This window comes from Robertmurraya sp. FSL W8-0741, assembly GCF_038004005.1.
Classification (GTDB): domain Bacteria; phylum Bacillota; class Bacilli; order Bacillales; family Cytobacillaceae; genus Robertmurraya; species Robertmurraya siralis.
The window spans coordinates 3,794,946-3,808,128 of sequence record NZ_JBBOQG010000001.1 but is presented as its reverse complement, the minus strand read 5'-3'; the positions used below and the strand labels follow the sequence as shown (position 1 = coordinate 3,808,128).

Sequence of the window (13,183 nt, the reverse complement as noted above, 5' to 3'; positions counted from 1 at the left end):
AGGCAACATACATGGAAAATGGTAAAGTAAAATGGTTTAACGCAGAAAAAGGTTTCGGATTTATCGAGCGTGAAGGTGGAGAAGATGTATTCGTTCATTTCTCAGCTATCCAAGGCGAAGGTTTCAAAACTCTTGAAGAAGGTCAATCAGTAACTTTTGACGTAGAACAAGGTGCTCGTGGACCTCAAGCAGCTAACGTTAACAAAGCTTAATTAATTCGAACTTTCAGAGCAGACTCATTTATGGGTCTGCTTTTTTGTCGTTTACAAAATGCGTGAATTAGTCTCACAAACTTCAGATCCTCTTAAGTAATTGCTCCGCAATTTCCTTTATCTCCAAAATATAGTTGTACGGATAAAAGTATGAAGGAAACTGACTTAGATTTATCATGACAGGAACAATTCGGATATTCATGGTTCTGAAGGAGTCTTACGCTTGTTCATGGTACTTGCTAGAACGTATATTCGATTTTATGGTAAGATATTAGAAAAGCTAATGTGAGGAAGCAGTTATGAAGAAAATAAGATTTATCCATGGGGCAGATTTACATATTGATAGTCCGATGCTTGGCTTACAAGCATTGCCGGACGCCATTTTTAAAAGAATTTTGGAAAGTACCTTTCGAGCGGCTGAGAATTTAGTGAATGCGGCCATTTTCCACCATGTTGATTTTGTCGTTTTAGCTGGAGATTTATTTGATCTAGAAGACAGAAGTGTGCGGGCTCAAGTGTTCCTTGCTAAACAACTGGAACGATTAGAGAAGGAAAAGATTGATGTTTTTATTGTTCACGGTAATCATGATCATTTAGGCGGAAAGTGGACGGAAATAAGACTTCCTGCTAATGTACATGTTTTTAAAGAGGAAGTCGAAATAAAGGAATTTACTGCTAAAAACGGAACAAAGGTTTATTTATATGGCTTTAGCTATCCAGAAAGACATGTATTTGAACGAAAAATTCACAGCTACAAACGAAAGGCTGGGGCAGATTTTCATATTGGAATTCTCCATGGCAATGCGGAGGGAAGCTCAGATCATGGAAATTATGCTCCTTTCCAAATAAAAGATTTGCTTGAAAAGGAGTTTCATTATTGGGCATTAGGTCATATTCATCAGAGAACAGTTCTTCATGAGAATCCACCCATTGTTTATCCAGGGAATACGCAAGGAAGACATAGAAAGGAACAAGGTCAGAAAGGCTGTTATTTGGTTGAGTTGAAGGAAGCTGCTGCAACATTTGATTTTGTTGAAACGAGCGAGATAATTTGGGATGAAATAACAATTGATGCTGCCAACATTTCCACCTTTGACCAATTATATCGTCTGTGTCTTGAAAAAATGGAGGAAGTTAGAGTAGAAGAACGCGGTATTTTTACAACCCTGAAAATCATCGGCTTGCAAAGGTTTGATTCTGCTCTGCTAGATGAATTATTAGAAATTTTGCAGGAAGAAGAAAAGGATGAACAGTCATTTGTATGGGTTGTTCGAATAATAGCTGAAGAGAAATTTTCTTGGAATCAAACGGAATTGGCGAAGGAATCTGATTTTTATGGAGAGCTTTTTCAAACGGTGAAGAGTTTTACAGAAATAGAGGAAGCGATAGCACCACTCTATAAGCATCCTGGTGCAAGAAAATATTTAGCGCCGCTTTCTGAGAGCGATGTACAGGAAATAGCGACAGATGCTGAGGCTTTATTAATGAAGAAGCTACTAAAGCAGTAGGGGGTGAGATGTTTGAAAATAAGAGAACTCCATATTTACGGTTATGGCAAATTGGAAAATGTAACCATTAAAAAAATCCAAGATTTAAATGTTTTTTACGGGGAAAACGAAGCGGGAAAATCAACGATTATGTCATTTATTCATAGCATTCTCTTCGGTTTTCCTACAAAGCAGCAAAATGAACTGCGCTATGAACCAAAGAAAGGTGCGAAATATGGTGGTCAGCTTGTACTTGAGCTGAAAGAAGGAAAGGCAACAATCGAACGTGTGAGGGGAAAAGCAGTCGGTGATGTCACTGTTCTATTGTCAGACGGCAGAAGCGGCGGCGAAGAATTGCTTAATGAGCTTTTATGGCGGATCGATAAAGGGTTATATCAGTCAATCTTTTCTTTTAATATACATGGTTTGCAAAATGTGCATCAACTGAAAGGGGAGGATTTAGGAAGGTTTTTATTTTCTACTGGAACAGTAGGTACAGAGCGTTTATTAATAGCTGAAACTGAACTTCTTAAAGAGATTGATAGTTGGTTCAAACCAAATGGGAAGAAACCTGCTATTAATGAAAAGTTAAGGGAGATAAATGGTGTTCATAAAGAGCTAAAACGGGCAGAACAACAAAATGAACAATACGGGGAGCTTCTAAAGCAAAAGAGTCAAATCGAGGAAACCATTCAAATGAAACAAAAAGAAATGTACGGTCTTCAGAAGAAGTTGCAGCAATTGGAAGAATGGGAAAAGCTGTTGCCAATTGTAAAAGAAAGACGATTGCTTCAAAGCCAATTGCAACAGTCTGAAGACGTTTCTTTTCCGACAGATGGGCTTCCCCGACTTGAACAGCTACAGCAGCTATTAAAGCCGTTAGAAGGGCAAATGAAGTCTTTGAGTGAGCGCAATAAGCAAATGGAAGAAGAATTAAAGCTTCTTGAACCAAACCGCCAGTTTATTGAGGCAGAAACTGAGATACAACAGATTGTTGAACAGGTCACCCTTTATCAACAGATGAAAGAGGAGATAGAGCAGTGGCGGTTTAAACGCGAGCAACTGACTGAGAAAATTGAAGACATAGAGAGCATGCTCCATTTATCTATGGATGAAGACAGGCTGAATCATGTAAATACAAGTATTTTCATGAAGGATAAAGCGGCCCATGCTGAGAAAAAACAAATTCGACTGCAGGAGCAAAAACTCGAGCTTGATCAACAATTTATAAAAGAACAAGAGGAATTAGAAAGGCTGGAACATCAAATTGAGCAGCTACAAGAGGAGTTACTGCCTGAAACTGTTCGAGAAGAGAACGAAAATAGACTGCAACGTTGGAAGCGGAAGGATTTAATAGAGAGGGAACTACATAGTATTGGCGATAAAATACATCTTCTAAAAATGAATAACCAGAAAGAGAAGGAGCAGCTTCGCTCCAATCAAATACACTCTCTTTTTTTGGCGGGTCTTTTTGTGATATTGGCGATTTGGGGACTCTTTCAGGCACAATGGGGTCTTGTTGTTATTGGTGCTATCGGGATTAGTTTTTCTGGGTATAAGCTGTTTGTAAGGAGGAAAACTCGGCAAAAAGAGTTTGAAGTTGAACTACAGCGCTTAAAAGAAGAAGAAGTTTCACTAAAAACAGAAATGAATGATTTTTCTGATGCAGATGTTTCTTTCATAACGGAGCAATTAAAGCGGGATCAAGCTCTAAGAGAGCAATTAACAGTCATGAAAATTAAATGGGAGCAGCAGAACAATCAATATGAAAAAGTACTTCATGCATTTGAAGCTTGGGAGCAAGAAATGAAACAGCATGAAGAGTTTTTACTTCAGCTTGGTCGAGAACTTTGCTTATCGAAGGAATTGGCTTTAAATCATGTTCACGAAGCGTTTCTGTTGATTTCAAAGCTAAAGGAATTAAAAAGGGAAGATCGCAATCTTGATTCGCAATTGCTGAAAAAGGAAGCGGATGTGAAAAATTTTGAGGAAAGAATTGAGCGTATATGGACGAGGTTTTTCGCTCCGTCTTCAAGTTCGATTGGAGATAAGATTTATATATTAAGAGAACAGTTAAAGAAGGAATTTGTCAACAAACAAAAGTATGAAGCGTTGATGGAGAAACAGACAGAATTAGCTGAACAGCTAGAACATGTAACAAGAGAGTTTGAGCATCTTGAGCAGGAAAAGAGCACATTATTTGCGATGGCGCAAGTCGATTCAGAAGAAGCATACCGCTTAAAAGGCAAGGAGGCTGAAAGGAGACAGCAATTAGCATTAAAAGCAGAGGAGTTATCAAGGCAACTCAAATTATCTCTTTTAGAGATTGATGCAATGGAAGGGATAGAACCACAAATTGAAAGAGAAATGACGGTTAGGGCATTGCATGCTGTCAAAGATGATATTCAAGTGCTCCAGCAATCCTTGGCAGAAGTAAAGCATCAAATTTCCCTGCTTGAGGAGGGCGGGGCATATGGTGAACTTCTTCATAGGTATAGGCAACTCCAGTCTGAGTTAGATGGAATAGCAAAGGAATGGGCGAAGCGCATGGTTGCAAAAGAAATGTTGCAGAAGACTGTCAATCGTTTTAAAGAAGAACGTCTGCCATCAATGTTAAAAAAGGCAGAACAATATCTAGCATTTTTAACAAATGGAAATTATTTAAGAATCCTTCCCAAAGCGGAGGCAAATGGATTTCTGATAGAAAGGGCGGATCATGTTCTTTTTGAAGCGAATGAATTAAGTCAGGCAACGATGGAGCAGATTTATTTTTCGCTGCGCTTAGCCCTTGCGACAACAATCTATAAAAAGTATCCTTTTCCCATTATAATAGATGATAGTTTTGTTAATTTTGACCACGTACGAACGTCAAATGTAATTGAATTATTACAGAGTATAAAAGATAATCAAATTCTTTTCTTTACATGTCACCAACATTTACTAAGTTATTTTGAAAAAGAGGAAGTCATGAGCATGGACAATCTTATAAGTAAACATAGTAGCATTTCTATTTTTTAGACTTTATTTTGTTCATTTTCCAGCGGTGTAAGGAAGTCAAAATGAAGTAAAAATTAACGGCCTAAAATAAATTTGCCTTGAATTAAGCTGGTTCGCTTTTTACAACGATCCTCCATGCGTATGCTATAATAGTTTCATAGAAAGGGGCGTCTATTCATATGAGTAAGGGTATTCTCCAGCATGATGTCGGGGAGCAAGTTGAGAAGTTTCTACTTATAAAAAGTTCTGTAAAAGGTACAGCCAGCAACGGAAAACCATTTTTAACTCTAATTTTGCAGGATCAAAGCGGTGAAATAGAAGCGAAGCTTTGGGACGCATCTGAGGCGGATGAAAAGAACTATAGTGCGGAGAAGATTGTGAAGGTGTTGGGTGATATCCAGAATTATCGAGGGAGAAATCAATTAAGACTTCGGCAAATTCGTCCCGCAACTCCGACGGATGGAGTTAATCTTTCAGACTTTTTATTAACGGCACCTGTCAGTAAGGAAGAAATGCTAAGCAAAATCACACAATATATCTTCGAAATGAAGAATCCAAATATACAAAGAATTACGAGGCATTTGCTAAAAAAATATCAGGATGATTTCTTAGAGTTTCCAGCAGCGACTAAAAATCATCATGAATTTGTTTCCGGTTTAGCTTATCATGTCGTCAGCATGCTGGATTTGGCAAAGGCTATAGCAGGGTTATATCCAAGTCTTGATAAAGACCTGCTGTATGCAGGTGTATTGCTCCACGATTTAGGCAAGGTAACGGAGCTTTCAGGTCCGATTTCCACAACTTATACAGTTGAAGGGAATTTACTTGGCCACATTAATATTATGGCATCTGAAATTGTCCATGCGGCAAATGAGCTTGGGATTTCCGGTGAAGAAGTAGTTATACTGCAACATTTAGTGTTGTCCCACCACGGCAAAGCCGAGTGGGGAAGTCCGAAGCCGCCATTGATTAAAGAGGCGGAAATTCTCCATTACATTGATAATATTGATGCGAAAATGAACATGCTTGACCGGGCGCTTGAGCGTGTCAAACCAGGAGAGTTTACGGACAGAGTATTTGCATTGGATAATCGCGCCTTTTACAAGCCTACTTTTCATAACTAAAAAAATGGTAGCCGTATGCGAGCAAGCTCGAGCATGGCTACCGTTTTTCTTATCGTTTAGAGCAAATATAAAGTATATCTACGTCTGGCCCAAATAGTAAAAGTTTAGTAAACTTCAAATACCCTTCGCTACGGTAAGTCATTCAGGGAATAGTATCGCATTTATCGTTCGTGCTGCCAAAAGTAGGCTCTTTAAGTAGTCAGCTTAAAAAATGATAATAGTAGCTGAGAAAAAGCGATTTTACCTGAAAATATCGCATGAAGGAGAAATACTGTTGACATGAATCTTCTGCCACCAGTCGAACTCAGCAATAATCTCTATTGCTACGTTCATATTTTAAAGATTTATGCATACAATGGAACCAATAAGGCTTGTACAAATCTATATATGTGGAGGAAGAAAATATGGGTGTGCCTATTTGGGTAATAGTGATTGTTGGTGGTATTGTCATAAGCGCCTTTATGGCTGTTAAAACAGGCAGAGAAGAAAGAGAAAAAGAAAGAGAACTGATTGAAAAAGAGGGAGAAATTTATATGGAGCGGTTGGAAAAAGCGAAAGAAGAAAAAACGGAGAGCCGTTCATTTGGCTAATTTCCAATGGTAGCTTAAATAGAAACAGTCTGAACATCAAGAGATGTTCAGACTGTTTTTGTATAAAGTATTATTTTTCATCAGATTCAGTATTTTTTTCAGCTTCTGTACCCTCTGCACCTTCGTCAGACTGCATAAAGCCGCTTAATTCTTTATCACTGATTTTCACATTAGCCTCTTTCAATTCTTTCTGAAGTGTTTCACTCATCATAGTGTTATCGATTTTTGATACTTTTACTTCATACTCAATCTCAGCTCTCATGTCTTCTAGAGGTTTCTTCTCTTCTTTTTCGGTTACTTGGATGATATGGAAACCGTTGTCAGATTTGACAGGTTCGCTAATTTCATTCACATCCAGTGCATAAGCCGCTTCTTCGAATGGCTGAACCATCCTTCCTGGACCAAACCAGCCTAATTCGCCGCCTTCTTCAGCAGAGCCAGGATCTTGTGAGTATTCTTTTGCTAATTCTGCAAAATCTCCACCATCATCAAGCTTCGCTTTCACTTCTTTTGCTGTTGCTTCGTCCTCAACTAAAATATGACGAGCCTTAATTTGCGGCTTGTAGTTATCATAGTATTCCTGAACTTCTTCATCTGTTACTTCCATATCGGCAGTAGCCGCTTTTTCAACGAGAAGGTCAAGCTTTAGGCTATCTTTAAAGCTTTCCTCTGTCATATTGTATTGCATTAAGGCCATTTCGAAGTTTGCCCCTAACTGCTCTTTCACTTCATTGAATTTTGCGTCAAGCTCTTCATCCGTTACTTCATATTTTTCAGATAAGATTTTTTCATACACAAGTTGTTGAAGGACATTTTGTCCATAGGACTTTTTCATTGCTTCATAAAGCTCGTCCTTTGTAATATTGCCTGCTTTTGTTTCTGCGACTGTCTCAGAATTACCCCCGTTGTTACATGCAGCTAACGTAACGATTCCCACAAGTAATAATAGGGAAAGGACCCACTTTTTCATTAAAACAACTCCTATAATTAAATTTCTTGATTGTGACTACATTTCATAGGATAAAGAAAACCATTCCCTTATTTTTTAGCTTTGTTAAACAATATTATTGATGCAACGATTTTTGTTCATTTCGTGTGAAACTTTAGTTTCACACGAAATGAACAAAAAATCAACACCGACATATAACAAAGCCTATTTTTTATTCGTTTGTAATTTTAATAAAAAACCTATTTGAAAATGTATCACTGGTTACCACAAAGTATACTATATCATAATTTGGAAAAAGAACAAAACCATATCTATCTCCATTTTTTGTCCACAAAAATAGGCACTCTACCTATTCCAAAATAAGGACTTATACATAGGATAAAGTGTAAGAGCGATAAGCTCCTCTTCAACAAGATGAGAGGGAATCCAATCATTTTCATGTTCCATGTATTGACAAGGCGGCCATGGAACCAATTAAAAACAGATAACTTGCCAGTTCGGTAGGGGGATTATTTAGACGATCTTATCTTGGAAGGAGGTGTTATGATGGGTGCAGCAGGATACGGTGGAGGTTTTGCTTTAATCGTTGTGTTGTTCATTCTATTAGTCATTGTTGGAGCAGCATGGCTATAAGAAAAGAAGGACGATTTGAACAAAGGCTGAGTAAATAACTAAAATTAGAAAGACTTTAAAGGCGTGCAGAAGGACGGAAAAATCGGCGAAAGTATTGCTAAGGATATAAAAAACCATTTTTAAATAATATCCTTTATTATAAGCTTGTGAAGCTTTATCAAAGATACACAAAGTTTTATTGAACTTTTAGTAAAAAGAAGAACATGGATTAAGCCATGTTCTTCTTTTTGCAGTTGCTTATGTGTATAATATTTCGATGTATGAAGATATTAACAAGATGGTAATTAATACATTTATCGTTCTAAACACCTTCGCTTGCTTTTCTTCAGGGATTTCTTTTTGCAAACAAAGGGAATTTGTCAGTTTATTAATATTAAACAATATAAATATAGCAAAAACGATAAAAATGGAGATGATCACAAAATCCCTCCTTTAGGCATAATCATCAGTAAGGCTATTATTGATGCTTTGTTACTAAAATTTCAAAGCCATCTTCATTTTCCTCAATATAAGCATTTTTCGGAGCTTTTCTAATATTGATTGCATGGAGAATATCTGGAACAGATAAACCAATCTGATAAGCCATTAAAATCGTAATATAGTGAACATAATGTTCAAATAAAAAGTATGATAGGCTTAAAAGGGTCGTTATGACAAATAATGGCATGAGCAATGCAACTAAAAATAATGTTTTGGTAATTGGTTCATGAACTTTTATCTCTAAAATGGGATAAATTCCAAATTTCCACTCAATTTTCTTTTTTACTATTGCTCCTAAATGAGCAATCGGCAAAAAATGCAAAAATTTATGAAGTGGATACATAAGAATCACTCCGCATACTAGTACGGCAAAATGATTATCATATAAGGTAGTCGGAACGAGCAGATGAGACATTGCCATATATAAAATAATAAATGCTACTAACATCGTCATCAATGATATGATAAACAATCTTTGAGGTCCATATTGCTTAGTAAAGTTTATCGTTTTCCAACAATTCAAAAGTATCATCCTCCACAAGGAGTAAGTTAGGGATTCATGGTATCGATATAAATGTGCAAATCAAGATCCACTTCTGATACTTTACGATCAAAGAATAAAAAAATCAATAGGTTTCTTATTTCATTTTTAGGTTTGTTTCTGTAAAATAAGAGCGGACATAGGATTAACATTTGTCTAACTTTTAATAATATACCCGAAAGAGGTTGTTTTATGGACCTTGATACATTGCTAGAAAAAATCAATCGCCTTGAATATCATCAATCAATATTATTGAAGATGATATCCAAAAGCGATGATCAATTTTATAAATTAATTGTCGAAAAATCATTGAGTAAAAAAGACGTTGAACATTTTTACTCGATTTGCGAAGAATTAACGGCTGCACTTGAAGAGCAACAAGCGGAGGGGTTTGTCTATTTTGAATCACTTTATAAAAGATTCAAAATAGATTTGCACCCAAGCCTTGAACCAAAAGAGACGATTGAAGCTTGTCTCCGTCAACAATTATATTTGCCACTCATGTTACAACTTAAAAAATTTGCAGATTAATCCTTTATTACAAGTTCTTTTGAGGGATCCTTTTTTGTTAAATAGCCATCTTTATCATCGAATTCATTTTCAATGTTTTCAAAGGATCTTTCAAAAATTTCCATAAAGTCATCCCCATATACGTTGCGTACAATCGCCATCATTTCCACAATTTCTGGAAATTTCCCGTATAAATTCTTTAAAGGCATAGCGCCTGAGAAAACAGAATTTTTATCAGGGTCGTAGGTTTCCATCAGACTTAATAAAACTTCCTCGCCTTTTTCTGTCAATTTTATATACGTGTTGCGCTTATCGCTTTCTTTTTTGGAGAATTTGAGCAATCCTCTTTCTTCAAGCTTTTTTGAAAAGTTAAAGGCTGTGGATACATGCATTACTCCAAACTTAGCAACATCAGAAATAGAGGAGCCGTTTAAATGATACGCTATCCATAAGATGTGGTGCTCATTGATGTTTAAATCTGCCGGCTTGATCCACTGCTGCCAATCTTTCTCAATAGACTTCCATAAGGCCTTACTTAACTGTGCAATTCTTTGACTGAAAATCATCGCTTCTTTCATTGTATAATTTTTCTCTGTCATCCCCAAATTCACCCGCTTTAATATTCTTTATTTCATTATGCCAAGAAAACAATCAGAAATAAAGAAAAAATATACTAAATTTTTAGAAATTTTTTTATAGATTTTAAATAAGCTTGTAATTATGTAAAACAAGTAAGATGATATGGCGTTTTTCCTCATTTTTTATATAGTCAAAACAATGGACTGGAAATATTTACTGATGTCTATTTATACGGAAGCTATAAATAAAATACGATTAATAGAAGAAAATGTTTCATTACAAACTGATCATTTTTATAATATATTACTTTTCTGCCTCAAATAAAAAAATCCTTCTTTTTTTATAAGTTTTTTTATAGGATGGTGTTGAATATAAAAAATACATGAAAAAGAAGGATTGTATTCAAAACCTTTGCTTATTTAAGGGATGATTCCAGTTCCTGAATGGTCTTTTGAATGGAATGAAGTTCATTCTTTAACTGCTCTTCATGGGGCTTCATTTCAATCTGCCATGTTTCAAGGAGGATTTTTACATCTTTTATAAAGGAAGAAAGAGTGTCTTTTCCTTCTTTAGTAAGGGCAGAAATGGAAGTTTTTATTTTCTCAAGATCATGTGCTAACTCAAATAATTGCTGTTTCCATATATGCGTATTTTCCTTTATGAATATTCTTGATTCCTTCCCTGAAGCAGGGGCAGACAGTAAGGCTGCAACTCCTGCAGAGATCCCTCCAATTAATAACCCGAGCATGAATGATTTTTTGTTCAATTGCCTTCACCTCAATTAATTTTTATTATGTAATTGTTGTTCCTATCAATGCTCTAAACGCAGGGCGTTCAAACTTGATAAGTAGTTAAATTAAAAAATAGGTATCGTCCTTGATGACAAATATGTATAGCTTGGCCAATTGACAACAAAGGAGTAAAAGAGCTTTGACATTCGCCTCATAGCGAAAGAAACTTTGCATATATATGTATTATACCTTTTTTTAGAGGACGATAGAAAATAAAAGCCCGGGATATATAGTTGGAGAGAAAAAGGGGTGAGCGGAATTGGACGGTGTCATTTTTGGATTATTTACTTTAAGTATGGTCCTCATCTTCGGGGCCATTTATAACACAATGTCCATTAAAAGGCCTGGTTTTTATCCGCCTAAACAAGTTTTAAAGAGACGAGCTTTCGTCTTGGCTCTTGCTGGGCTCATTTTCTTGCTGCTGGGGATGTTTGTGACAGCGTTGCGATGACACAAAAAAAGGAACCCATTGTCTGGGTTCCCAATTTGTATTCACAAAATTTTTAGCTGTTGACTGTTTGCCCGGTTGTAAGCTTTGTTCTCTTTACAATTGTTAGGGCAACTGGGTAAAGGACAATCATGGCAATTGTATTGGCGGCAGTTGCCGGCAGTACAACACCTGCAAAGAGTGCTGCAAATGGACCTGGCAAGCCTACAATTAAATAGGCAGAGCCTAAAAATGCAATTCCTGAAATGATCGTACCTAATGCTGTTAAAATGGCAATACTGACAATATTTGAACGGAAATTTTTAAGGGCTAAAAATAGTCCAAAGATTGCAAAGGCAGTAATCGGTTTGTCGATGATATTTGGAATCAGTCCCCCAGGGAATGTCGTTGTTAGACCAGAAATAACCCCGGTGACAATACTTAAGAGCAGGACGCTCTTACTGTCAGGAAATAAAACGATCCCTAAAAACATCATGGCCAACATCATATCTGGCTTCATTCCGAATACGATGCCTGGCATCACCGCATGCAATACAGCACCCATCCCAACTAATAGGGCAAGTGCAACAAGGTTTTTCGTCTTCATTATCTCATCTCTCCTCATCTCGACTAATCAAACTTTGCCCCTCCTACAGTGCACTCATTGCCTGTAGCGAAAAGCTTTCTACTATTATATCATAAACATTCGTTTCGTCCAGAAGCATTAAGAACGAACTTGAAACCATTTCATAAACTCGGCTAACTGGGCAACATGGTCCACAGGTACAGCATTGTAAATAGAGGCCCGACATCCGCCAACAGAGCGGTGTCCATTTAAACCAACAAAGCCTTTTTCCTGTGCTAAATGTAAAAATTCTTTTGTTTTTTCTTCAGACGGTAAGGTGAAGGTAACATTCATATTGGAGCGACTATCAGGTTTTGCATGACCTGAATAGAAGCTATCACTTTCGTCAATAACATCGTAAAGGAGTTTTGCTTTTTCTTGATTTCTTTTTTCTATCACCTCTACGCCGCCCTCACTCTCTACCCAATCAAGGACGAGCTTTAACAAATAGATGGCAAAAGTTGGCGGAGTATTATAAAGAGATTGATTCTTGCTGTACGTTTCATAGCTCAGCATTGTTGGTAAATGGTCAGGAGGAGTTGAAATCAAGTCTTTCTTCATAATGACAACTGTTAAGCCAGAAGGGCCAAGATTTTTCTGGGCGCCAGCATAAATGAGTCCAAATTGGTCAACATTGATGCGTTTGCTTAAAATATCACTGGACATATCAGCGATGAGTGGGATAGAGCTGGAGGGATACGTTTTCCACTCGGTCCCATAAATGGTATTATTGCTTGTAATATGCAGATAGGCACCATCCCCTTCGAGCTGTTCTGTCTTAATGGAAGGGATGGAACGATACTGATCTTCCTTTGACGAAGCAAGGATGGAAGTAGGACCGACTTTTTTGGCTTCTTTAAGTGCTTTTTCAGACCATGAACCTGTTAAAACATAGTGGCCAATTTTTCCTTTCGTTAATAAATTTAACGGAATCATGGAAAATTGCAGACTAGCTCCACCCTGAAGAAGGAGGATTTCATATTTTTCAGAAATGGCTAATAGCTTCCTTAGTTGTTGTTGGGCACCAACATGAACCTCTTCATAATCTTTACTACGATGACTTAATTCCATGACAGACATTCCTGTCCCATTGAAATTCAATAAGTGTTTTTGTGCTTCTTGAAGAACTGCTTCAGGTAACGCAGCAGGCCCTGCATTAAAATTGAGTGCTCGAGTCATTTTATGAACCTCCACCGGCAAGTTTTTTTACAATATCGCTTTAAAGAATCAAAGTTTTT

At 36.9% G+C, this 13,183-nt stretch carries 15 protein-coding genes; 8 read left to right on the top strand and 7 right to left on the bottom strand.

What is annotated here, in order from left to right; all coding sequences use genetic code 11:
* Positions 1-11 precede the first annotated feature (11 nt).
* From NST02_RS18615 to NST02_RS18595, 5 genes are all read left to right on the top strand, one after another.
* Positions 12-212 carry a cold-shock protein gene (locus NST02_RS18615; RefSeq protein WP_095309826.1) on the top strand — a complete coding sequence of 67 codons (201 nt, stop codon included), beginning with the start codon at positions 12-14 and terminating at the stop codon, positions 210-212.
* Between the two features lie 299 nt (positions 213-511).
* Positions 512-1,720, top strand: a complete 1,209-nt coding sequence (locus NST02_RS18610; RefSeq protein ID WP_095309828.1) for a metallophosphoesterase family protein — start codon at positions 512-514, stop codon at positions 1,718-1,720.
* Between the two features lie 12 nt (positions 1,721-1,732).
* A complete protein-coding gene (locus NST02_RS18605; protein WP_340949548.1) occupies positions 1,733-4,717 on the top strand; it encodes an ATP-binding protein in 2,985 nt (994 codons plus the stop codon).
* A 158-nt stretch (positions 4,718-4,875) separates the two neighbouring features.
* Positions 4,876-5,820: a 3'-5' exoribonuclease YhaM gene (gene yhaM / locus NST02_RS18600; protein ID WP_095309831.1), complete on the top strand. Its 945-nt coding sequence runs from the start codon at positions 4,876-4,878 to the stop codon at positions 5,818-5,820.
* A gap of 404 nt (positions 5,821-6,224) precedes the next feature.
* Positions 6,225-6,410, top strand: a complete 186-nt coding sequence (locus NST02_RS18595) for a sporulation YhaL family protein (protein ID WP_095309833.1) — start codon at positions 6,225-6,227, stop codon at positions 6,408-6,410.
* Between the two features lie 70 nt (positions 6,411-6,480).
* On the opposite strand, the gene NST02_RS18590 is transcribed toward NST02_RS18595, so the two are convergent.
* Positions 6,481-7,380, bottom strand: a complete 900-nt coding sequence (locus NST02_RS18590; RefSeq protein WP_095309835.1) for a peptidylprolyl isomerase — start codon at positions 7,378-7,380, stop codon at positions 6,481-6,483.
* 522 nt (positions 7,381-7,902) lie between these two features.
* Here NST02_RS18590 and NST02_RS18585 point away from each other — a divergent pair.
* The gene (locus NST02_RS18585; RefSeq protein WP_137743611.1) at positions 7,903-7,992 is read left to right on the top strand and encodes a YjcZ family sporulation protein; all 90 of its coding nucleotides are present in this window, start codon (positions 7,903-7,905) and stop codon (positions 7,990-7,992) included.
* A gap of 237 nt (positions 7,993-8,229) precedes the next feature.
* Here the strand turns inward: NST02_RS18585 and NST02_RS18580 are convergent, their stop codons facing one another.
* Positions 8,230-8,409, bottom strand: coding sequence for a hypothetical protein (locus NST02_RS18580; protein ID WP_095309960.1), 180 nt, complete (start codon positions 8,407-8,409; stop codon positions 8,230-8,232).
* 40 nt (positions 8,410-8,449) lie between these two features.
* Positions 8,450-9,004 carry a DUF3267 domain-containing protein gene (locus NST02_RS18575; RefSeq protein ID WP_095309838.1) on the bottom strand — a complete coding sequence of 185 codons (555 nt, stop codon included), beginning with the start codon at positions 9,002-9,004 and terminating at the stop codon, positions 8,450-8,452.
* Between the two features lie 201 nt (positions 9,005-9,205).
* Between NST02_RS18575 and NST02_RS18570 the strand changes: the two genes are divergently transcribed.
* Complete coding sequence (locus NST02_RS18570) at positions 9,206-9,544, top strand: DUF1878 family protein (protein ID WP_340949542.1); 339 nt, start codon at positions 9,206-9,208, stop codon at positions 9,542-9,544.
* Here NST02_RS18570 and NST02_RS18565 read toward each other — a convergent pair.
* Together NST02_RS18565 and NST02_RS18560 are read right to left on the bottom strand one after the other, a co-directional pair.
* A complete protein-coding gene (locus NST02_RS18565; protein WP_095309842.1) occupies positions 9,541-10,122 on the bottom strand; it encodes an HTH-type transcriptional regulator Hpr in 582 nt (193 codons plus the stop codon). The genes NST02_RS18570 and NST02_RS18565 overlap by 4 nt on opposite strands.
* A gap of 395 nt (positions 10,123-10,517) precedes the next feature.
* Positions 10,518-10,868: a YtxH domain-containing protein gene (locus NST02_RS18560; RefSeq protein ID WP_137743610.1), complete on the bottom strand. Its 351-nt coding sequence runs from the start codon at positions 10,866-10,868 to the stop codon at positions 10,518-10,520.
* Between the two features lie 284 nt (positions 10,869-11,152).
* Here NST02_RS18560 and NST02_RS18555 point away from each other — a divergent pair, with 284 nt between their 5' ends.
* Positions 11,153-11,344: a hypothetical protein gene (locus NST02_RS18555; RefSeq protein ID WP_095309846.1), complete on the top strand. Its 192-nt coding sequence runs from the start codon at positions 11,153-11,155 to the stop codon at positions 11,342-11,344.
* A gap of 52 nt (positions 11,345-11,396) precedes the next feature.
* On the opposite strand, the gene NST02_RS18550 is transcribed toward NST02_RS18555, so the two are convergent.
* On the bottom strand, positions 11,397-11,927 hold the full coding sequence (locus NST02_RS18550) for a tryptophan transporter (RefSeq protein ID WP_095309848.1): 531 nt from the start codon (positions 11,925-11,927) through the stop codon (positions 11,397-11,399).
* Positions 11,928-12,044: 117 nt separating this feature from the next.
* Positions 12,045-13,124, bottom strand: a complete 1,080-nt coding sequence (gene serC, locus NST02_RS18545) for a 3-phosphoserine/phosphohydroxythreonine transaminase (RefSeq protein WP_095309850.1) — start codon at positions 13,122-13,124, stop codon at positions 12,045-12,047.
* Between the last annotated feature and the right edge of the window lie 59 nt (positions 13,125-13,183).